Consider the following 23,050-nt stretch of genomic DNA (forward strand, 5'->3'; position numbering starts at 1 on the left):
GTGAGTCAGAATGCTAGAGAAATTGCAGAACGTCTGATTCAGTTACAGGTTTCAGAGAGTGTTATCAATGCCACTTCACGTATTTTTGAAGTACTTCCACAAACAGCATCTCAGCTCAGTGATCCTACTATCGATCTTGAAAAACGTAATGAGGTTATCGATAGTGTTTTCCCTACTGAGGTTAGAAGTATTTTGAAGGAACTGTGTGATGATAATAATGTCGGACAGTGGCCTGATATCGCTGAACTTTACAAGACTGTACGTGCCAATGCTGAGAAACAGCTTCATGTACAGCTTAGATATGTAACCAGACCTTCTGAGAAGCAGCTTCTGGACATACAGAAGTTTGTATTTGATAAATATAATACTCACCATTTTGAGTTTGATCTTAAGGAGGATAAGAGCCTTGGCGGTGGATTTATCCTTGAAGTCGGAAATGATCAGTATGACTGGTCAACAAGTGGAAGACGTAACCAGTTCTTAGAGCAGCTTAAGTCTACACGTTCAGGATTGACAAGCGATATGGATATCCTGACTATACTTCAGCAGAGTGTTAATAACTTTGACCTTAAGGCTGAAAAGAAAGAAATAGGATTTATCGAAAGTATAGGTGATGGCATAGCAATTGTGAATGGTCTCGACCATGCGATGTATGGAGAGGTCATAGCTTTTGATAACGGCACAAAGGGTATGGTTCAGAACATCGAAAGAGATAGAATCGGTGTAATTCTTTTCGGTGATGAATCAGGACTTGGAGAAGGAAGCCGTGGAATCCGTACCGGACGTATGGCCGGTATCGGTGTATCAGATGACTACCTTGGAAGAGTTGTTGATGCTCTTGGAAATCCTATTGACGGACTGGGTGGCATTCATGAGGTCGAGTACAGACCTATCGAACAGCCGGCACCTGGAATCATTGATCGTCAGCCGGTAAATGAACCGATGCAGACAGGTATTCTTGCCATTGACTCAATGTTTCCTATAGGAAGAGGACAGCGTGAGCTTATAATCGGTGACCGTCAGACCGGTAAAACTTCTATAGCACTTGATACAATTCTTAATCAGCATGATAAGAATTGTATATGTATTTATGTAGCTATCGGACAGAAGGAGTCGACTGTAGCTGCCCTTGTTGAGACATTGAAGAAGCATGATGCTATGAGATATACATGTGTTGTGGCAGCTACTGCAGCTGACCCGGCACCTATTCAGTATATTGCACCTTATTCGGCCACATCACTTGCCGAGTATTTTATGTATAAGGGACATGATGTACTCATAGTTTATGATGATCTTTCGAAGCATGCGGTAGCTTACAGAGCGTTGTCATTGCTTCTTGGACGTTCACCGGGACGTGAGGCATATCCTGGAGATGTATTCTATCTCCATTCAAGATTGCTTGAGCGTTCCTGCCACCTTAACGATAAACTTGGCGGAGGCTCCATAACAGCACTTCCTATTATTGAAACTCAGGATGGTGATGTATCTGCATATATACCTACTAATGTAATATCTATCACAGACGGACAGATTTTCCTTGAGTCAAACTTGTTCTTCGAGGGACAGAGACCTGCCGTTAATGTCGGTCTTTCAGTATCCCGAGTAGGTGGTGCTGCACAGGCCAAGGCCATGAAGAAGGCATCAGGTTCACTGAGAATCGACTTAGCACAGTACAGAGAGATGGCTGTATTTACACAGTTCTCATCTGATCTTGATCAGAATACAAGAGATCTGCTTACACAGGGTAAGGTTTTGATGGAACTTCTTAAACAGCCGTTAGGTCGTCCTATGTCATTGAGTGATCAGGTTATTACACTTGTGGTATCTTTGAATCACAGGATGATGAGTATTGAGCCTAAGAGAATAAAGGATTTTCAGCAGAAGATGCTTACTTATTTTGCTCAGAGATATCCTGAAATCGGTAAAAATATCGAGATATCAAGACTTATCGGAGATGATGAGAAAGCTCAGATACTTAACATTGCTGATGAGTTCATGCGTCTTTGGAAAGAAAATGACGGAAATTTTGAGACTTCCAAAGAAGAAAAAGTTTGAAAATAACATTCAAACTTAAACAGTGAATAATATACGAGTCCGGATAAATCCGGATCCGTGACCGACCCGTGGGGCAATAATGAAACACGATTGAGCTGTACCGAAATGTAACGGTATAGCTCAATTAAAGATAGATTGTTAAAGGAGTGAATTGTGGCAACTACAAGAGAACTGCGAGACAGAATCTCGAGTATCGATAATACATTAAAAATAACGAATGCCATGTATCTTATCTCCAGTACGAAGCTTCGTAAAGCAAAGATGGAGCTTCAGCAGACCGAACCATACTTCTACACACTTCAGACTATGATTCAAAGAATCATACGTCACTTACCGGATGACTTTACACATCCTTATCTGGATCTTCGTGAAAGTATTCGAGAAAGTAAAACGCCGAAAGAATATCGTACCGCGATTATTTGTGTGACAGCAGATAAGGGGCTTGCGGGTGCTTATAATCATAATGTTATTAAGCGTACGGAAGCACTTCTTAAAGAGAGACCTGATCATAGATTGTATATCGTTGGAGAAATGGGAAGAGCATATTTTCGCTCCAGCGGAGTATGGATAGATGAAGAGTTTCACTATACAGCACAGAATCCGACATTACACCGTGCCAGAGTTATAACAGGCCGAATGCTGGATCTTTTCCAGGAAGACAAAATCGATTCCGTATATATTGTATATACCAGAATGAAGAATTCTTTGGAGATGGTGACAGAAACCGAACAGCTTCTTCCGATAGATAAGCTTAGAGGCGGAGCGCTGATGGGAAGTCAGATACCGATGGTTGCAGGTATGGAGGATTTCAGACTTCGACCGACCCCCAAAGCTATCATTGATAATGTTATCCCTGATTATATCAACGGATTTATATACAGTGCTTTGGTTGAGTCATTTTGCTCTGAGCAGAACGCTCGTATGACGGCTATGGATGCGGCGAACAGGAGCGGAAATAAACTGAGACAGGAGCTAAGTATCCAGTATAACAGAACTCGTCAGGCAGCTATCACGCAGGAGATCACAGAAATCGCAGCAGGAGCGAGAGCCCAAAAGCTGAGAGGTTAAATGTGAGCCGGGTATGCGTTTCCGAAAAAAGACGGATAGGTACATAGAAGTTTGTAGTGGACCATATAGTCAGCTACTATGAGGAGAGATATATGCAGACAGGAAAAATCGTGCAGGTCATGGGACCGGTAGTAGACGTTGAGTTTACAACTACACCGCTCCCGGAGATAAAAACTGCACTTACAGTGGATAATCATGGCACCAAGTGTACCATGGAGGTCGCTCAACAGTTAGGTAGAAACACCGTTCGCTGTATCATGCTTACAGCGAGCGAGGGTCTTGAGAGAGATATGGAAGTTATAAATACAGGTGCAGGTATTACTGTTCCGGTAGGAGAGAAAACTCTGGGAAGACTTTTCAATGTTTTGGGCGATGCAATTGATGGACAGCCCGATCCTGAGACACAGGAGCGTTGGGAAATACACAGAAAACCACCAAGATTCGAGGATCAGAATCCTGTACAGGAGGTTCTTGAAACAGGTATCAAGGTTATTGATCTTCTTGCTCCTTATGCAAAAGGCGGTAAGATCGGTCTTTTCGGCGGTGCCGGTGTCGGCAAGACTGTTCTTATCCAGGAGCTTATAAGAAATATTGCTACAGAGCACGGTGGATACTCGATATTTACCGGTGTAGGTGAGCGTTCAAGAGAGGGAAATGACCTCTACAGTGAGATGACTGAGAGTGGAGTTATCAAAAATACTGCGCTAGTATTTGGTCAGATGAATGAAGCTCCGGGTGCAAGAATGAGAGTTGCGGAAACAGGACTTACAATGGCTGAGTATTTCAGAGATGTTCAGCATAAGGATGTGCTTCTGTTTATTGATAATATCTTCCGTTTTGTACAGGCAGGTTCAGAGGTTTCATCACTTCTTGGAAGAATGCCTTCTGCAGTTGGTTATCAGCCCACACTTGCAACCGAGATGGGTCAGCTTCAGGAAAGAATCGCTTCAACAAGAGAAGGTTCTGTAACATCAGTTCAGGCAGTATATGTTCCGGCAGATGACCTTACTGATCCGGCACCTGCTACAACATTTGCACATCTTGATGCAACTACTGTTCTTAGCCGTAAGGTAGTTGAACAGGGTATATATCCTGCGGTAGATCCGCTTGAATCTTCATCAAGAATCCTTACAGAGGATATTGTAGGAAAAGAGCATTACGATACGGCACAGAGCGTGCTTCGTATCCTTCAGAAATATAAGGAACTTCAGGATATTATCGCAATCCTCGGTATGGAGGAACTTTCTGAAGAGGATAAGACTACGGTATATCGTGCTAGAAAGATACGTAACTTCCTCAGTCAGCCTTTCTTTGTTGGTGAGCAGTTTACCGGTGTTCCGGGTAAATATGTTCCGCTTGAAGATACGATCAAGGGATTTAAGGCAATAATTGACGGTGAGATGGATGAGTATCCTGAGAATGCATTCTTTAATGTTGGCACCATCGAAGATGTAAAGAAAAAAGCCGAAGATATAAAGAATGCAGAAGCTAAGAAAATATAATACCGGCTCATAAGAATTTAGTTTTAGATGTTTATGATGTATTGAAAAGAATGTCGGATTTCGTGAAATGGGGAATCAGGATTTTGCGCGATACACCATATTATGATATGTGAGGTTTTGAAATGGCAGATACACCAACGTTCAGCCTGAAGGTTATAGCGTCAAATAAGGTATTTTATGACGGTGCAGCAGAATATCTGCAAATCATCACGCTGACCGGTTCACGTGGAATAATGGCGCATCATGCTCCATGTATAGTTGCCGTGGAAACCGGTAAGATGAGTATAGTAAAGCCGGGTGGTGAAAGGGATACGGTTCTGGTCAGCGGAGGTATATGTTCCTGCGCCAATAACCGTGTTACAGTACTTGTTGATACCTGTGAAACAGCGGATGAAATCGATATCCGCAGAGCCCAGGAAGCCAAGGAAAGAGCCCTTGAGCAACTTAGACAGAAACAGTCTGTAGGTGAGTATAAGATGACGCAGTCATCGCTTGCCCGTGCACTATCACGACTTGAGTTTTCAAGCCAGAAGAAGCACTATATTTGACCAGCTGTTGCAAACGCAATCAAAAGAAGGAGCTACATGCAGCAAGGAAACTTGCGAGCAAAGTAGCTCCTTCTTTTGATTATTAGACGGTGCATGGATTGAGTTTAATTCTATATCCCATATAACTAAAAAGAAATAGCCTTCTTTTATATATAAATATAAAATATAATTTGAACAAGTTGATTAAGAGAGGTAAGTCCCATGAAAACAATAGACGAACTCAAAATAGGATTTATAGGTTTTGGTAATATGGCAGGAGCCACTGCGAAGGGACTTATCAATTCCGGTTTGAAGGCAGATAATATGTATGCAGCAGCCGGACATTTTGATAAGCTTAAGGAAAAATGTGAAGAGATGGGTGGTATAAATCCATGCAAGTCTGCAGAAGAAGTCGCTCAACTTTCAGATTTGGTATTTATAGCGATTAAGCCCAATAAGATAAAAGAGGTAATATCACCTGTCAAGACAATATTATCAGGCGAAAAACATAAAACGCTAATTTCTGTAGCATGGGGGTATAACTTTGACAGATATTTTGAAGAAGGTATTTTGAAAAATGATACTCATATTATTTGTACATGTCCCAATACCCCGGTTTCGATAAATAAGGGGATATTTGTCGTAGAGAATAAACACTCTCTAAATTATGAAGAGTACGAAATGATAGAAGAACTATTGGGACGTATAAGTCTGGTTATTCCTGTTGAAACAAGACTTATGGATGTATCCGGCACAGTATGTGGATGTGGTCCTGCATTTGCAGATCTCTTTATCGAAGCACTTGGTGATGCAGCAGTCATGTATGGAATTCCAAGAAAAACCGCATATAGGATGGTTTCAAGGATGTTGGAGGGAACCGCGGCGATGCAGCTTTCAAGCGGTAAGCATCCCGGGGAAATGAAAGATGATGTATGTTCTCCCGGTGGGGTAACTATTAAGGGTGTGGCAGCTTTGGAAGAGAAAGGATTCAGAGCTGCATTGATAGATGCCGTAAAGGCTATTCAGGGATAATAAAACAGATATCCATTGTCACAGTGTATGGATATAAAAAGATATAATCATAAAAATGAACATAAATGCCGTCTGCCTGAATCATCGCTAGATAAAAAACTTGTAAGTATTACCTAAACAGTGTATTATATTAAAATCATCGACATTATTTGTCGATTTTGACATTGAATACCAAAAGGGATTTCAAGGAGATTGTATAGAGATGATGAGTCCAAAAACTAAGAAGACTATATCAGCGGTTATTGTCATTGCTCTTGTATTTGCAATGGTGCTGACCATGGTTCTTCCTTATATTTTTTAATGAAGACAGAGTAAAGCAAAGCGGCAGTCCATTGTGGACCGCCGCTTTTTTATATTATCGCATGGAGATATTAATCGTTTACCGGTTCTGAACCTTGTGGGAGAAGAGTGGATAGAAAATTATATTCTCGATTGGTCTCAATGTGATAGTAAAAAAACAAACTTGAATGGATAAACTATGGAAAGAAAGATAATTCCGGGTCAGGACCTTGTCATGGTAGGCGAGGTAGGAACTTATGCAGTAAATAAGCTGCTTGAGTTATATCCTGACAGGATAAACAAAAGATTTTCAAAAGCATACTTAGATGAAGAATTGAAGAAAATATCTGAGCAATTATGTGAATTGGAACAGTGGTATAATTCAGCGAGAGAAGCCCGAGCGACCCACGCTGTATCGGATAAAAAAGATACAGATGAAAAGTGGATTGAAACTGATCCAATAGAGTCGGTGTTACCAGGGTACAGAAACACATATGGTGTGACCAAAATATGGCCTGTCGAAAGAGGTGGTGTATTAAAGGCTCTTTGGGATTTTTGCGAATCAGAAGCCATCGATGGTGAGACCGGAAGAAAAAAGGGAAATGGAGCCGGATGTAGATTCAGATACGATCGAATCCCGATAAGTCAGTTCACAACTGAGATATGCGAGATTTTTGATATCACGCCATACAGACTCTGGTCGAAGGACTGTTTTATAATGTCTATGGATAAAGGTACACAATTCTGTGAGGATTTTCTGGAGATTCAGCTTGAGAAATCTCAAAATCTGGCGAATGAAGCATTTGCAAAAGGGACACGTTCAGGTTTTGACAGTGCAGCTCATGTAAGAACAAGTGAACCTGTGAAGACAGCAGTATTCGGAAGATTCACTACAGAAAAAAAACGTATACGTGTTGATGGTGATGAGATAGGGTATCTTACTAAAGAATCATATGAGGAGTTGGATAAATTTATTAAGATACTCTAAACTTGTACGAATCGTATAACAATACTAAAATTGAATCATCTATAGGTAAGTGTCAGTCCTTTGCAATATGAATAATGTAGACAGATATTTTCGTTTATGAGGAGTAAAATCATGAGAAAAAAGATATTAACTATTATAGAAAAAAATTCTCGTCTTACCGTTAAGGATATAGCCAGCATACTTGGCGAAAATGAGACAAAAGTTGCAGAAGAGATAGAGACTATGGAGAATGAGCATATCATATGCGGCTATCATACTTTGATCAATTGGGATAAGACTGATGATGAGCGTGTGGATGCACTGATTGAAGTTAAGGTTACACCTCAGCGTGGACTTGGATTCGATTCTATAGCTCAACGTATATATCAGTATGATGAAGTTGATGCAGTATATCTTATGTCAGGATCATTTGATTTTACGGTTTTGATAAGCGGTAAGACTATGAAAGAGGTTGCATCTTTTGTTTCGAGTAAACTTTCGCCAATGGATTCAGTGCTTTCGACTGCAACTCATTTTGTTCTTAAGAAATATAAGGATCACGGAACGATTATAGAGCAGCCCAGAGTTGATGAGAGAATGAAGGTGTCACCATGAGAAATCCATTAAACAGCAAGATCACCGATATACAGCCAAGCGGTATACGTAAGTTTTTTGATATTGTATCTGAGATGAAAGATGCTATATCTTTGGGTGTTGGTGAGCCGGATTTTGATACACCTTGGCATATAAGAGAAGAAGGCATTTATTCGCTGGAGAGAGGAAAGACTTTCTATACATCCAATTCCGGACTAAAAGAATTGAGAAATGAAATAGCAAACTATGTTAAGAGAAAGTATGATGTAGACTACAATCCTATGACAGAGGTTATGGTGACCGTCGGAGGATCTGAGGCTATTGATCTGGCCATGAGAGTAATGCTTGATCCAGGTGATGAGGTTCTCATACCTCAACCAAGTTACGTTTCCTACGTACCGTGTGCGATTATGGCAGGAGGCGTTCCGGTAGCCATAGAGCTTGAAGAAAAGGATGACTTCCGACTTACAGCCGAGAAACTGAAAGAAAAGATAACCCCCAAATCCAAAATTCTTGTTCTTCCGTTTCCAAACAATCCTACCGGTGCCATCATGGAAAAGGAAGATCTCGAAAAGCTTATATCCATCATTGAGGAGAATGATCTCTATATTATTACTGATGAAATATACAGTGAGCTCAGTTATAAAGGTAAGCCATGCAGTATAATAGAGTTTCCGGGTATGCGTGAGAGAACCATATATATTAATGGTTTTTCCAAAGCCTACGCTATGACCGGATGGAGACTGGGCTACTGTTGCGGACCTCAGCTCATAATGCAGCAGATATTAAAACTTCATCAGTTTGCGATAATGTGCGCGCCTACAACATCGCAGTATGCCGGTGTGGAAGCTCTGAAAAACGGAGATGAAGACGTGGCCAAGATGAGGGAGGCATATGATGAGAGAAGAAGATATCTTGTTGCAAGGCTACGTGGAATGGGTATGGACTGTTTTGAACCGTACGGAGCTTTTTATGTATTCCCTTCAATAAAAAGATTTGGCATGAGCTCTGATGAATTTGCAACAAGACTTTTGAAGGAAGAGAAGGTAGCTATCGTTCCGGGAACAGCATTCGGAGATTGTGGAGAAGGATATATGCGAATATCCTACGCATATTCTATTCAGGATTTGAAGAAAGCCCTGGATGGTATAGAGAGTTTTGTCAGTCGACTTGAGGTAAAGTGAATCGGAGGTGACTATGGCCTGGTACGATAGTGCGATTTTTTACCATATGTATCCACTTGGTATGGTAGGAGCTGAAAAAGAAAATGATGGCGGAAAAGTGAGACATCGATTTAATCAGCTTACAGCATTTATACCATATTTAAAGGTTCTCGGATGTGATGCTGTTTATATCGGACCTGTATTTGAGTCCGCCAGTCATGGTTATGACACTACAGATTATAAAAATATAGATCGCCGACTTGGATCAAATGAAGACTTTCGAAAGTTTGTAGATACATCACACAACTATGGCATACATGTTATCGTTGACACTGTTTTTAATCATACAGGACGAGACTTTTTTGCTTTTAAAGATATTCGGGAAAAACTGTGGGATAGTCCGTATAAGGATTGGTACAAGGGAATCAATTTTGAACGACATTCTCCAAGAGGAGACAGTTTTTCGTATTCCGCATGGAGAGGCGCGTGGGAACTACCCGAACTAAATTTCAATAATGAACAGATGAGAAAATATCTTATCGATATTGTCCGGTATTGGGTTGACACTTTTGATATAGACGGACTCAGGCTTGATTGTGCGGATGTTCTGGATATTAATTTTCAAAAGTCACTCAGGTACTTTACCACTCAGATGAAACCGGAGTTCTGGCTTATGGGTGAGGTAATACATGGGGAGTACCCCAGATGGGTCAACGCAGAGACTCTTCACTCGGTTACCAATTATGAGCTTCATAAGTCAATCTACAGTGGTTTTAACAGCCACAATTTCTTTGAGATAGCTCATAATTTAAACAGGAATCTGGCTATTTCAAGAGATTTATACCTTTTCCTTGAAAACCATGATGTTGATCGCATTGCATCTAAGCTTGAAAATAAAGACAATCTTAGATCATGCTATCTGACGTTGTTTACTTTACCCGGAAAACCATCGATATATTATGGTGGTGAGTTTGGGCTGGAAGGAAAGAAAAGAGACGGATGGGATGACAGGCCACTTCGTCCATCGATTAATATCGATGAGATGAAACCTAATAAGCTTACATCCTTCATTGCAAAACTTGCTGAAATTCATGGTAAGAATTCTGAGCTTCACATGGGCCAATATAAGGAACTTTATCTTCAGTGTAAACAGTGGGCATATGCACGTATGGATACTAACAGTGCGGTGATTACAGCACTGAACAATGATGAATCTCCGGCGGTATTTTATATTACTCTTCCGATTAAAGCTAATATAGCATTTGATCTCATATCAGAAGAAGAGATAATAATAGAACAGGACAATCGTATTCTCATTACATTACCACCAAATTCCGGAAAAATCATAAAGGTAAAGTGAGATGATGCTTGATAAGTAGAATTCTGAGACCTGAAGTATCAGATTTCAGGGATGATATTTTACTTCACAATTAAAATGGAGATAAATATTTCAGACCGATCGGCAAAAGCCGGTCGGTTTGTTGTATAATTAGATTGGTATGTATTTTGATCGTGATGGAGGTATATATGGCTAAAAGGTCATCTATTAATAGAACAACAGGTAAGGGTAAGTCTGTCAAAAAAGCAAGCGTATCAAAAAAGGCGGTAAGTGAAGTTTTGTCCAGGGGTGAAGTACCTAAGAATGAAGCTCATGCAAATACAGCGAATTCCGGTCTTGATGCGGTATTTATCACCGAACTTGACCGCTATCTTTTTGGCCAGGGAAGAAATTATAAAATCTATCAGAAAATGGGAGCCCACCCGGCTACATTGAACGGAAAAACAGGTATGCATTTTGCTGTGTGGGCACCTCATGCAAAAGCAGTATCCATAGTAAGTGACCGTAATAATTGGGATGTGACAGCTAACTATATGCTTCCGCTTGAAGATAGTGGCATATATGAAGGTTTCATTGAGGGTATGGGTTATGGAGAGATATATAAATTTGCTATCCATACCATGAGAGGAGAGGTACTTTACAAGGCGGATCCATATGGGTTCTCTGCAGAGTTTCGTCCGGGGACAGCTTCAAAAACGGCAGATGTAGCAAATTATGGTTGGAGCGATGGAGAGTGGATGAGAAAAAGAGCTAAAGATTCTCCTTTTGCACAGCCGATTGCGATATATGAGTGTCATATAGGATCATGGCGTAAGAAAGACAGAGAAGAGAAAAACGGATTCTATACTTACGTTGAGGCGGCACATGAGCTGGCACAGTATTGTAACGATATGGGTTATACACATGTAGAGCTTATGGGAATTGCTGAACATCCGTTAGATGCAAGCTGGGGATATCAGGTTACAGGATACTATGCACCTACTAGCAGATACGGAACTCCTAAGGAGTTTATGTATATGGTGGACTATCTCCATAAGCATGGTATAGGTGTGATACTGGATTGGGTACCGGCACATTTTCCTAAGGATGCTCAGGGACTTGCTGATTTTGATGGAACAGCTACTTATGAATATGCTGATCCGCGAATGGGAGAGCATCCTGATTGGGGCACCAAAATCTTTGATTACAGTAAAAATGAGGTCAAGAATTTCCTTATAGGCAATGCCTTATACTGGTATGATGAATATCATATAGACGGTCTCCGTGTCGATGCGGTTGCATCAATGCTTTACCTTGATTATGGACGAGAGAATGGTCAGTGGATTCCTAACAAATACGGTGGAAACGGAAACCTTGATGCCATCGAGTTTTTCAAACATTTGAATTCAGTTATCCGTGGAAGAAAAGACGGAACTATGATTATAGCCGAAGAGTCCACAGCATGGCCAAAGGTGACTGCAGCACCGGAGGAAGAGGGTCTGGGATTTACATATAAGTGGAACATGGGATGGATGCATGACTTTCTGGATTATATGAAACTTGATCCACTTTTCCGAAAAGGTGCACATAATATGATGACTTTCGGAATGAGTTATGCCACTGCAGAGAAATTTATTCTGGTGATTTCTCATGATGAGGTGGTGCATCTAAAGTGTTCTATGATCAATAAGATGCCGGGAATATATGAAGATAAGTTCAGAAACTTAAAGTGTGGTTATCTGTTCATGTTCGGTCATGCAGGAAAGAAGCTTCTGTTTATGGGACAGGACTTTGCGCAGCTTCATGAGTGGAATGAGGCAGTTGCACTTGACTGGTATCTAATAGAAGAACCATGGCATAAGAATGTACATGGATTTGTGAGAGATCTTCTTCATATGTATAGAAAGTATCCTGCAATGTGGGAGCTTGATGATAGCTGGGACGGCTTTGAGTGGGTAAATGCTGATGATAGCGATAGATCGATCTTCAGTTTTATTCGAAAGGATAAAACCGGGAAGGATAATCTTCTGTTCGTAATCAATATGACTCCGATGGAAAGACCTGACTATAGGGTTGGAGTTCCTGTAAAGACAAGATATACCCTGCTTCTCAATGAAGATGGTAATGTAGACTCTAATAAAATGAAAACACTGTATCAGGCAGAAAGCGGTGAGTGTGATGGAAAACCGTACAATATAGCATATTCTCTTCCTGCATATGGATGTGCGGTTTTCAGATTTAGCTATTAAAAAAATAATGAATAAATTTGTTATTTATTTAACAATTTATATTTCCTTTTATAATTTGCTGTAGTAAAATTAAGATATACAATTCAGAAGGATGTTTATCTGTGATTTAAGAAAACATTCATGATGACTCAGCAAAGGAGATAGAATATGGCTAGAGAGTTATTATCAAAGAGCGCATCTCAATGTGTATATCGCGATGGCGATAAGATCTTAAAGATCTTCGCAAAGGATTTTGATAAATCTGAAGTATTTCATGAGGCGTTCATAAACACACGTGTTGAAAATATTGATGGTATAAATGTACCTAAGATTTTGGGAATTCGTGTTGAAGACGGGCAATGGATCATTGAGAAGGAGTATGTTGAAGGAAAAACATTGAAGCAGCTTATGGACGAGAATCCTGAAAAGATGGATGAGTACATAGGCAAGATGGTAGACCTTCAGATGACAATTTTCACAAAAAAGGCACCGTTACTTCAGAAACTTAGAGATAAGCTTACATATCAGATCAATGGATTAAATACTATTGATTCAAGCACAAGATATGAACTTCTCACCAGACTTGAGTCAATGCCTAAGCATTTTAAACTTCTTCATGGCGACTTCAGACCATCAAACATAATTGTGAAGGATGATGGAACTATGTATCTTATCGACTGGGTACATGCATCACAGGGTAATGCGAGTGCAGATGTTGCCAGAACATACACAACTATGTATCTTTATAATAAGGATGCAGCAGAAAAGTATTATGCTGATTTCTGCTCAAAAACAAACACAGATAAGAGTTATGTACATAAGTGGCTTCCGATTATAGCGGCTGCTAATCTCACAAAGAACAGAACTGAAGAAAAAGAACTTCTTGAGAACTGGTTGAATGTTGCGGATCTTATGTAATTGGGATAATATAAAAATGCTGTCAGTATCTGACAGCATTTTTTTATTACATATTTGCTGTAAAGGGGAATATAATGCTGGATCAATTTTCTAGGACAAAGTTACTTCTTGGAGTAGAGGCTATGGAGATACTTCAACATTCAAGGGTTATAGTGTTTGGTGTAGGTGGAGTCGGAGGATATGTTGCGGAGGTTTTGGCCCGTTCAGGAGTCGGATCCATAGATCTTGTTGATAATGATACTGTAAGTGTAACTAATATTAACCGTCAGCTAATTGCTACCACCAAAACGGTAGGAAAATACAAAGTTGATGTCATGGCAGACAGAATTCATGAAATCAATCCTGAATGTAATGTGTCAGTACATAAAACATTTTACCTACCGGAAAACAGCGATTCTTTTGATTTTAAGCAGTATGATTACGTTGTTGATGCCATAGATACTATAACTGCAAAGATACAGCTTATTGTGGCATGTAATGAGGCAGGAACACCTGTTATGAGCAGTATGGGAGCCGGAAATAAGCTTGATCCAACAAAATTTCAGGTTGCAGATATTTACAGAACTTCCGTGGATCCACTAGCAAGAGTCATGCGGAGAGAACTTAAAAAGAGGAATATAAAACATTTAAAGGTTGTTTACTCAACAGAAGAGAGTACAAGACCGATACAGGAACCGCAGGAAGCAAAGATTTTGGATGAGATAAAAATTGTAGAGAAGAAGACAGACAGGCGTAAGGATGTACCCGGATCAGTAGCTTTTGTTCCTTCTGTTGCAGGTATAATAATAGGTGGAGAAGTAATAAAAGATCTTACAAAAAACATGTAGAGTAATGAAATATAATAAAATTTTGTATTTTAAAGTGATAGCTTATTTTTTATTGACCATCTGCTGATAATATATCCGGGAGACAAATATATTTACTTATTTTAAACAAAGTCTTTTCAAAAATTATTTTGTTATTTAAAATATAAAGGTGCTTAGTTTTCTGTTACAATAAAGATATGGTGTAAAGCATAGGTACTAAAGAATGTTTTTGTGCAATGATTTTTATTGTTACATCATAGTATACTACTTAATATAATCAGTTTTTTTATGAGGTGAGCATATGAAGAGATGGTATAGTGAAGAAAAGATTGCATTTATAATCAGAAAGGAAGAATTTTCTGATATATATCATAATTACCTTCTCAAGAACATGAAGTATATCCGCAACGAATGGGTAAAGGATATGAAAGATACTTCAACTCCAAATGTTACCCAGGAGCAGTTTATGAACCGTGAGATCGTGGGGGAGGGAAAGTGGATACGTTCCCAGTTTGCCGGAAGTATGGGAGATAGCGAAGAGCAGTTCTTCACAATTTATGCACTTGATGATAAGCCGATAGAGAGAAGTATTGTTTTTACACCATTCATTTCCGTGGATGGTTTTGGAAGTGCGGGATTCAATACAAAGCGCACAAAAGAGGATCTTTCAGATACGGATAAGCTTTACTATATTCTTCCTGATAAGATGGGTTACAGTGATATGATTTCGGCTGTTTCAGGAACAGTATATACGACAAAGTCGCTTAGTAATGAATATCGTGCAAAGCTTGGAGAGTATCTTCCTTCAAATTTTGCCATTGAATCACACTTAGGTATTATTTCCTTTACATATGAAAAGGAGATACCGGAAGTTGAAGATGAAGAAAATGAAGAAGAGTGATATTTCACTGATATAGCTTTAGAATAAACTATAAAAAGCGTAGCAACTACATGATATGAAACCTCTTATCGTAAGACGGTAAAAAGGGATTACATCATATAGCGGCTACGCTTTTTTAGTAAGTTGACAGTTAAGCAAAGAACATGGCGCCCACTTGGTGAATTAAGTTGTGCTCTGAGATTTCACCAGGCATCAAGCATAATATATGAATGTTCAGCAGGTGGCAATATTTATGCATCCTCAGGCAGTTTATGCATTATGAAATCAAGGGCAATCATCATTGAAAGACCAACTTCAAGAGCAAGTATCAATGGTAAAGTTCTTTTGAATATCAATCCGCCTTTAAGAAACCATACCATGGATGGAATCATAAGCATCAAAAGAACTGTGATAAACCCTTTAATCTTGATGCTGTTTTTGGCATTTTTTTCAGAAATTCTGGACTGTATGGTATTTTTAACTTGAATATCTTCTTCCGGTGTAGCTGGTATATCTGATTTTTTTCCGTAAGATGAGAAAGAACTGAATAGACTACGGGGTTCGGGTTTTGAGAGGTTAAAACTGTCAATTCCGGAATCTGAAGAGTCTTCTATATACGGATCATCAGATTCGGTAGGTGTATACTTATCGGAAGTATCGGTGATACTATCGGCTATTATATCAAAGGAGGCTGGAGATTGTGATGAGGAAGCTGGATTCTTATCATCACTTTTCAGGATAATCCCTGCATCTATTGGTCTAAAGATACCATCATCAGAGATCATTCGTTTTTCTGAAGGAGTTGTAGAAGAATCTTTCTTCACATTTACTGACTGATTTTCCTTTGCAATATTATTTCTGACTATACGCATAAGATCGGAAAGCTGATAGAATTCTTTACTAGATTCCTGAAACATGGAGTATCCCATAATGACAGCACGGTCGTCCTTGTAATCTATGTGTTTTAAAAGATAGGTGAGAAATTCAGAAAGGGATTCGTGAAAGACATTCTTGAAATCAGGTATAATTGTGAAATTCCATGAAGAATTATCCGGATTGTAAAAAACAGCAGAAGGAGAAAGAAGAACGGAGTTCTCAGAAATCATGTATTCATCAAGAGAAGAAAATAGTTTATTAAGGCTCTCCATAAAAGCTGAAAGATCGACATGAGAAAGAGGATTAGATTCAAGATAGCTTTTCATGGATTCAAGTCCGGAAATGTCATAGCTCAGGAGGGGGTCAGTGGATATATTATCCAGGTTGAATTTCAATGTTCCTGGAATATGTGTGCCAATCAACATCTTTGTTTCATAGGCATCCTGAGATATACTTATGTTTTGTATATGCATGTAGCTATGTCTTAAAGAATGCTCATAGCTTATATTGTTTTCCATAATTATGTTTCTCCTTTTTCTGCAGGATCTTTGTCCTGCTCAAATAAACTGATTTCCCGGATAAAGTTTTCCGGTTTAAATATCTTTTCCCCGTCCGGTTTGTGACTGTCTATTTCTGATTCCAAAGCGGTTCTTGTATAAGCATTAATCTTTGATTGCAGATGAATGGCGCCGTTGATCAATGTTGCTATGACCAAAAAAGATATACTGAAAATATAAGTTGCTTCGAGTGTGTTCATAGAAAGCCTCCGTATTAAAAGCCGTTTAAAAATAGGAAAAGACCAGGAAGCATTAATGGAATGAATGGTAGTGTCATGTTGTGATAATCTTTTCCACTGATCTTTCCGTAAATAAGAATGGCCATGCTGACCATAAAAGCCGACAGAAAACCGCTTATTGCAAGCATCAAAATATAATTAAAGGGGATATAGAAAGCAGATACAGTTATAAATATTGCATCACCGATTCCTATATTTCCTCCTGATATAATACTTATGGCTGTAAGAATAATTCCGGGAATAAATCTCAATAAAATATCAATTAGTAATGTATATTCCTGACAGGATAATTCTCTTACCTGAAAGTTTATAAAAAATGGCAGTCCGGAAAGCATGAATATAATATGAAGAATCGTTGGAACAGTTTTCTTTTTTAAATCATAGAAACCGGAAAGAAAAAAATATAATAAAAAAAGATAGAAGTAGAAAGAATTTAAAGATATAGATAGGTTAAACATGATAAAAGAAAATATAACTTATATAATAAATGTATTAACCGCAACGAATGCAGGCGTGTTTTCCTGCGGATTCAGCCTGGGATTTTTTCATTGCCTGAATGTAACTGGATAAAGTTTTGCAGGTATTTGTACTGTGAAAACTTCTGGCGCCACTTGTGTAGTAGACTACAGACATTCGATAATTAGGTTTACATGAGGCACATGGTGAGAATCGACCGCCAAATTTAGTTCTCATGGCCTTTATTACGGCACCTGATGTTTCCATGATGTCATGCGTTATATACGAGCAGCTCATGGTTGTGTGGTAAACATCACTGTCACGGGTGCTGACATAAACAGTTGCATCATCTGATTTTGGTGGATTTCCGTTATTTTCCATCCATCGATTTCCATCGGCTCCGATCCAGGCCCGTCTGCTGGCTACAACCTGCTGTGGGATGCTGTTAAGACCAAATACCGAAAAGGGAAGTAATGCTTTATAATTTGCTACATATTTGATGTTTTTATCTGTGACTTCGGAATCACTAAGTAAATCAATATGTTCCATTCCGGGTTGCTCTATCTGGTGAGCAAGAGAAAGGGCAGAAACAGATGTTTCGATGCTGTTTAGTATGTCAGTATCAAGCTTTATAGTCCCATCCTTTTTTTTATAGTATTCAATATACTTTTCCTGAGCCACCATACGGGCATTGTCCTCAAGTATGATACTTGCATTTCGCTGGTGGTTCAGGATAAGCAATGGTGTTATGAGGATCACACAGGCAAAAATAACTAGAGTCAGTGCCAGTGAGGCCTCCACCGTATATGAAGAACGACATGAGGAATGAAAAAAAATATTTAGTTGTGTAAAAAGATTTGATTTATAGTCTGATTGCGATATTTCGTACTTGGAGTTGTGAATTATCTGCATATGTTTTTTTAAGTTTTTCATTTTCATGTCGGATTCACTTAATGAGTGTCGTTCCTGTATTTATAGTAAGTAGACAATTGAAAGGAATAGTTCTTTTCTGGCGAAGAACCATATACTAAAGGGATTATATTGTTGCCAAACATTACATGGCGTGTATCAGGCTCTATGCCAATGGCTAGAGAATAAAGGCATTCATCTATGGAAAATCCGGTTTCCGGATCCTTGCCTATAGTTTGAATGTTTTTTTCTATCCGGCTGAGCATTCTTCGATTTATCAGAGGCTGGTCCAGCATGCCTGCTCCAAGAAGAAAGGTTCTCAGATAGTCTCTGTAGGATAGTCCCTTTTTGTTTGTTTTATCTGCATCAATGGATCGATTCTGTCCAAAATCCAAAAGTCCTCCTATATCCATGGACCAGGTACCTGAGTCATGAAAGACAGGAACACGACCTCCGGATAGTAAGGTTTTGACATCTTTTATGGATTGGGCAAGTGCCCATATACCTAAAACGAAAAATGTAAAGACGGAAATGAGTGCCGGATTTGCCGTTACGCAAAGAAATGATGTTACAAAGGCCCTGGCTTCATTGCGTTTGGCAGAATCTGTATAAAGATATATGAGATTGAGACCTTCTCGAAGGGTAACCAGTCTGGTGACAAATTCCGAAAGATTCTTATAATCACTTTCTTTACCCCCCAAGAGATACTCAAGTTCCAGTCCATGATTACCACTTGGAGGAAGTTCTCCATTTGAAGGTGTTCCCGGATGATAGTAATTAAAGTACTTTAACGCATATTCTCCAAGTATGGCGATTTCCACCGGATTAGCTGTGGAATCAGCCATAAAATGTGGATTAATAGTATAATCTTTTGATTTTGAGGGAGTTTTCGCATCATCCGGAAGCACCATTGAGAGAAGATTTCCATCTATAAAAGTGCTGATGTTGTCCAGAATACGTTTGTTTGTATTGTTTATCGTTGATACTTCGCCATGATAGACTACAAGTGGAAAACTGTTCCATTCACTGGCAGCACTACTGTAGAACGCACTGATTTCTGATGAAAAGTCATAATCATCGTCTTCGTCATCTTCGCTGTCTTCTATAGCATCCTCCAGCCATTCTTCGAAATCTTCCACTTCAAGTTCAAGTCTGTCCGACTCAACTCTCAGATGTTCGGTTTGCGAAGGCATGGCTTCAATCTCGGCACGAACTGCTCCGTTTCCGGAAACATAATTTTCATACTCGGATATTTCTGCTTCTACTGCCGCTACTCCTTCAGGTGAAAGATTAGACTTTCGGGATTCAAAATCTTCCCGTAGGTTATCGACTTTTAGTTTTAGATCATCAGCAGCCTTGCTGAAGGTCTCAACTGCTGAATCTATGGTATCAAGACTGTTTCTGAAAGCGGAAAGTTTACTATAGAAGTCACCGGGACTTTCGTTTCTTAAAGCTGTCCAGCAATCATAGTGGCAGGCTTTAGAATTCTTTGCAGCAGAATCAACAGAGGATATTGCATTTTCTACTGCTTTCAGTGAATTTGAATCTAAAGCATACTTCTTTTGAATCTCCCGTATCTCTTTGGTCTCGTCTGTGCGTTTAAATATTGTCTTCATTATTTCTGAAATTTCTGCTTCGGTGTGTTCGGAACCTGCAAAGCTTATGAGAGAATTAATAAGACCATATTTCATGTATTCAAGGATTTCTTCTTCAAAGCAAGTGTCTTCGGTTATATGTAAATGCTCCGAGAGAGAAATATTGTCTTCTTTAAGATTTCCGGGATAAAAATTGCGTGCTGATCTGTAAGGTTCTGTAAAATCATAGAACTCCTCAATCAGATCTCCGTCTGTCCTGTATTGAAGCCCCAGAATACGATAATTTTCCCATAAAGGTCGATGGAACTGGGAGAAAAGAGATTCTATAGAAGAATCAGCGGCAACCTGCCAATAATAGCGTTCACCTACAGTACGGCATGACTCTACTATGGTAAGTAGAAGGGCTGCTATCATAGTAAAGCTCAGTGCCATAAAGACTGTTACAGAACCACAGGTTTCTTTGTGAAACATTAATATACGCTCTGAGCTGAGCTGTCGATCTGATCAAAAATACTGGTTAAGAGATCATTGATTCTTCCTTTAAACACTATAACTAGTGCTATAAGCACTACCAAAATTAATACAAGTTCGATGGTTCCTATTCCGGATTCACCCTTTAAAAGGTAGTTTATATGATGCTTTATAGTACGTCTTAACTTTAATCCGTGATATAGGAAACCTGTTTGCAATCTTCTGTACATGTTTGTGAACTGCTGTGTGAGTTCATCTTCAGGTCTCATAGGTCCCTGAAAAAATCCGCAAATACTTAAGTTTCTTGTAGTAGTTGATAAATTCATTTTTAATTCTCCTTTTGAGGGGTTACCTCTGATAATAAGTTTTGATAATGAGTTTTAATCTCATAAAAGATGTTGAGATTAAGCATTGGTATTTATATAAAATCTGTTATTTCCGGTAATTATTAAGACCGGATAGCAGATGAAAAAAGGGGATGAAAATGTCTTAGAATCAGCTTATGGCTGTTAAAGCAGGTACAATCACTATAACCATTACAATGGAAAGCATCAGGAACAGAGGTAAAAGGAGCTTTGTTCCTGCTTCTTCGCCAAGACGTTTGGCAGCGTTTTTTCTTTGGTCAAACGCATCATTCATCTCAAGCTCAAGCATGGCTCTGAGATTTTTTGTGCCGGTTTTTCGATTCTGCTCTATAAGACTTATAAGCTTTGTATATGGTTTCAGATTGATGCGTCTTCCGAAGTCTAGATATACTTCGGATTCAGGCATATTTCTGTGAAATTGATGACATAATGTGCGTAATTCTTTAGAAAGAGGACGATCAGGTTTGACGCCACGGTTAACAAGATTATCATAGCTTTCGGAAATGCTTATGAACGAATTTTTGATGGTAAGACCTGCGCCTGTATAGACCATAAGTTTTGATACAAGGTCTGAATAATCAAGCATGAGCATGTTTTCACGCTTCTTTTTTTCTTCCTTTTTTTGTGATCCATGTCGTAGATATATAGCTATGGCTGCTATTATTCCCAGAAAAGGGAAGATAATATATGTATGATCCTGAGCTTCATGGTAGCTGAGACTAAGCCCGTCAAGTTCCAATGGCAGACTAAGAGAATCCTCTCCAAGAGTCGATAGATTTGCAGCAGATATCCTGTCGTTAAGTGCTTTAAGTAATAGCTCATGTTCACTTAGCCTTTTTGGAACAACATTGACATATATCTTGTATGGCTCGGAGTGATATTTTATTTTGATATAGTCTTTGGAGTCTTGTTCGGTATCATTCTGAGCTTCCGGAACAATATAGGTGCTCATGATCAACGACAGATATCCGTTTATAACCGAACCTTCAGGGATATCTTCGTTATGCACTGTACCATCATCTTCAATGAGATGCCTGTACTTTCTATAGTCGGTTGGATCATCAGTTTCAGGATAGAAATCCCACGACAGTTCTATACCGTAATCCTTTAGTCTGGTCACGAGTTGTAGATCATGGCTTACACATGCAAGACTCTGCTCATCCTTTATGATGATACCTTCGATATTTTCTACTATTTCAGAAAATACATGGTCAGCTTCTTCTTTTGTATATCTTCGGGAATTTACAGTTATATCCAAAGGAATGTTTTTACTCTCGGACAGTCCCGATACTTCTATTGATATGGTTTTATTACTGCTGCCATAGGCTGAACGTTTTATGAGATTTCCGTTGGTTATTACACTATCGGTAAATGAAGAGAAGAAGACTATAGCTGATAGGAAGAGAGAAACTGCGATGCATAAAATCTGCTCCTTCAATATCTTTTGCGGAATCTTCTCATATTTTGAAATAAACAGCTTCTGCCATTTACAGAATGCTGATTGAAAAATAGCTTTTGATTTCATTATTATGTGAGTTTTGATGATGTTATACCTCTATATTCAGGATTCGATTTGCCAGATATATGGAAAGACAATATATTCCAAGGCAAACAGACATAGTTATGCGTCCAAGAAAAGTGGTGTATAAAGATATGAAGAAATCGGGTGACGTAAAATTCATATAAAGAATAATGATAAATGGAATAAGATTCATTATCCGTTGTTCATATATTTTTGAGGCGTTTAATGTCCTTATATCTTCTATTATCTGGACCTTATCGCGAATGATACCGGAAGTATGTGTAAGTATATTAACCAGATTTCCACCGTTTCTTTTTGCGACATTAAATATTTCCGCAAAGTTTGATACATCATCGAGTCCTGAACGATATGCAAAGTCAGAAAGCATACATTCAAGAGATTTGTTTAGTTTAAGTCCGTTTACTATAGCTTCAAACTCAAATACTATCATGGATTTTTCGCCGGACATATGCTTAAGTTCTGGTATAGATGCCTGAAAAGCATTTTCTGTAGAGTATCCTGCACTTAAAAATGATGAAAGAATGGATAACGCTTCTTTGAATTGAAGAAGCAATTCGTTTCGTCGTTTTGAAATAAGATTTTTCTTTATCAGAAATGGATAAACAAAACAAAGCGGCAACAGAAGAAGGAATACCAGACTGCTTTGATAAAAAGTGTAACTCACCATGATATCTGCCAGTGTTGCTGAAAGAACCAGACGAA

Annotated in this window: 21 protein-coding genes; 13 read left to right on the forward strand and 8 right to left on the reverse strand. The window is 38.9% G+C overall.

All coding sequences use genetic code 11. From position 1 onward, the window contains the following. The 13 genes from atpA (at nucleotide 1) to BM294_RS05965 (ending at nucleotide 15,358) form a co-directional block, all read left to right on the forward strand. Nucleotides 1-2,055: a F0F1 ATP synthase subunit alpha gene (gene atpA / locus BM294_RS05905; protein ID WP_091205714.1), complete on the forward strand. Its 2,055-nt coding sequence runs from the start codon at nucleotides 1-3 to the stop codon at nucleotides 2,053-2,055. 153 nt (nucleotides 2,056-2,208) lie between these two features. Then, nucleotides 2,209-3,123 (forward strand): ATP synthase F1 subunit gamma, encoded by a 915-nt coding sequence (gene atpG / locus BM294_RS05910; protein WP_091205716.1) that lies wholly within the window; start codon nucleotides 2,209-2,211, stop codon nucleotides 3,121-3,123. Nucleotides 3,124-3,215: 92 nt separating this feature from the next. After that, nucleotides 3,216-4,625 carry a F0F1 ATP synthase subunit beta gene (gene atpD / locus BM294_RS05915; RefSeq protein WP_091205718.1) on the forward strand — a complete coding sequence of 470 codons (1,410 nt, stop codon included), beginning with the start codon at nucleotides 3,216-3,218 and terminating at the stop codon, nucleotides 4,623-4,625. Between the two features lie 122 nt (nucleotides 4,626-4,747). After that, nucleotides 4,748-5,173 (forward strand): ATP synthase F1 subunit epsilon, encoded by a 426-nt coding sequence (gene atpC / locus BM294_RS05920; RefSeq protein ID WP_091205720.1) that lies wholly within the window; start codon nucleotides 4,748-4,750, stop codon nucleotides 5,171-5,173. 201 nt (nucleotides 5,174-5,374) lie between these two features. Further along, on the forward strand, nucleotides 5,375-6,184 hold the full coding sequence (gene proC, locus BM294_RS05925; protein ID WP_091205721.1) for a pyrroline-5-carboxylate reductase: 810 nt from the start codon (nucleotides 5,375-5,377) through the stop codon (nucleotides 6,182-6,184). 478 nt (nucleotides 6,185-6,662) lie between these two features. Next, on the forward strand, nucleotides 6,663-7,451 hold the full coding sequence (locus BM294_RS05930) for an AIR synthase family protein (RefSeq protein WP_091205723.1): 789 nt from the start codon (nucleotides 6,663-6,665) through the stop codon (nucleotides 7,449-7,451). 111 nt (nucleotides 7,452-7,562) lie between these two features. Further along, nucleotides 7,563-8,045 (forward strand): Lrp/AsnC family transcriptional regulator, encoded by a 483-nt coding sequence (locus BM294_RS05935; protein WP_091205724.1) that lies wholly within the window; start codon nucleotides 7,563-7,565, stop codon nucleotides 8,043-8,045. Further along, entirely contained in the window at nucleotides 8,042-9,208 is a 1,167-nt protein-coding gene (locus tag BM294_RS05940) for a pyridoxal phosphate-dependent aminotransferase (RefSeq protein WP_091205726.1), read from the forward strand. Before BM294_RS05935 ends, BM294_RS05940 begins: the two co-directional genes overlap by 4 nt. A 13-nt stretch (nucleotides 9,209-9,221) precedes the next feature. Continuing rightward, a complete protein-coding gene (locus tag BM294_RS05945; protein ID WP_091205728.1) occupies nucleotides 9,222-10,547 on the forward strand; it encodes an alpha-amylase family glycosyl hydrolase in 1,326 nt (441 codons plus the stop codon). A 167-nt stretch (nucleotides 10,548-10,714) separates the two neighbouring features. Next, a complete protein-coding gene (glgB, locus tag BM294_RS05950) occupies nucleotides 10,715-12,754 on the forward strand; it encodes a 1,4-alpha-glucan branching protein GlgB (protein WP_091205730.1) in 2,040 nt (679 codons plus the stop codon). A 147-nt stretch (nucleotides 12,755-12,901) separates the two neighbouring features. Continuing rightward, the gene (locus BM294_RS05955) at nucleotides 12,902-13,651 is read left to right on the forward strand and encodes a phosphotransferase (RefSeq protein ID WP_091205732.1); all 750 of its coding nucleotides are present in this window, start codon (nucleotides 12,902-12,904) and stop codon (nucleotides 13,649-13,651) included. Between the two features lie 74 nt (nucleotides 13,652-13,725). Continuing rightward, complete coding sequence (locus BM294_RS05960) at nucleotides 13,726-14,478, forward strand: tRNA threonylcarbamoyladenosine dehydratase (protein WP_091205734.1); 753 nt, start codon at nucleotides 13,726-13,728, stop codon at nucleotides 14,476-14,478. Nucleotides 14,479-14,758: 280 nt separating this feature from the next. Further along, the gene (locus BM294_RS05965; RefSeq protein ID WP_091205736.1) at nucleotides 14,759-15,358 is read left to right on the forward strand and encodes a hypothetical protein; all 600 of its coding nucleotides are present in this window, start codon (nucleotides 14,759-14,761) and stop codon (nucleotides 15,356-15,358) included. A gap of 230 nt (nucleotides 15,359-15,588) precedes the next feature. Here BM294_RS05965 and BM294_RS05970 read toward each other — a convergent pair whose 3' ends face one another. From BM294_RS05970 to BM294_RS06005, 8 genes are all read right to left on the reverse strand, one after another. Further along, on the reverse strand, nucleotides 15,589-16,731 hold the full coding sequence (locus BM294_RS05970; RefSeq protein WP_091205738.1) for a DUF6382 domain-containing protein: 1,143 nt from the start codon (nucleotides 16,729-16,731) through the stop codon (nucleotides 15,589-15,591). 2 nt (nucleotides 16,732-16,733) lie between these two features. Continuing rightward, nucleotides 16,734-16,970 (reverse strand): hypothetical protein, encoded by a 237-nt coding sequence (locus BM294_RS05975; protein ID WP_091205739.1) that lies wholly within the window; start codon nucleotides 16,968-16,970, stop codon nucleotides 16,734-16,736. A 14-nt stretch (nucleotides 16,971-16,984) separates the two neighbouring features. Further along, nucleotides 16,985-17,467 carry a hypothetical protein gene (locus BM294_RS05980; protein WP_139225856.1) on the reverse strand — a complete coding sequence of 161 codons (483 nt, stop codon included), beginning with the start codon at nucleotides 17,465-17,467 and terminating at the stop codon, nucleotides 16,985-16,987. Between the two features lie 34 nt (nucleotides 17,468-17,501). Then, nucleotides 17,502-18,149 carry a hypothetical protein gene (locus BM294_RS05985; protein ID WP_091205743.1) on the reverse strand — a complete coding sequence of 216 codons (648 nt, stop codon included), beginning with the start codon at nucleotides 18,147-18,149 and terminating at the stop codon, nucleotides 17,502-17,504. Between the two features lie 266 nt (nucleotides 18,150-18,415). Beyond that, complete coding sequence (locus tag BM294_RS15845) at nucleotides 18,416-20,440, reverse strand: DUF5702 domain-containing protein (RefSeq protein ID WP_091205745.1); 2,025 nt, start codon at nucleotides 20,438-20,440, stop codon at nucleotides 18,416-18,418. Further along, nucleotides 20,440-20,766, reverse strand: a complete 327-nt coding sequence (locus BM294_RS16810) for a Flp1 family type IVb pilin (RefSeq protein WP_330389820.1) — start codon at nucleotides 20,764-20,766, stop codon at nucleotides 20,440-20,442. The genes BM294_RS15845 and BM294_RS16810 overlap by 1 nt, the downstream gene beginning before the upstream one ends. 169 nt (nucleotides 20,767-20,935) lie before the next feature. Continuing rightward, complete coding sequence (locus tag BM294_RS06000; RefSeq protein WP_175494551.1) at nucleotides 20,936-22,243, reverse strand: type II secretion system F family protein; 1,308 nt, start codon at nucleotides 22,241-22,243, stop codon at nucleotides 20,936-20,938. 109 nt (nucleotides 22,244-22,352) lie between these two features. Further along, entirely contained in the window at nucleotides 22,353-23,015 is a 663-nt protein-coding gene (locus BM294_RS06005; RefSeq protein ID WP_242944440.1) for a type II secretion system F family protein, read from the reverse strand. Nucleotides 23,016-23,050: the final 35 nt, after the last annotated feature.

Origin of the sequence: Oribacterium sp. WCC10, from assembly GCF_900113415.1 — a bacterium.
Classification (GTDB): Bacteria; Bacillota; Clostridia; order Lachnospirales; family Lachnospiraceae; genus Oribacterium.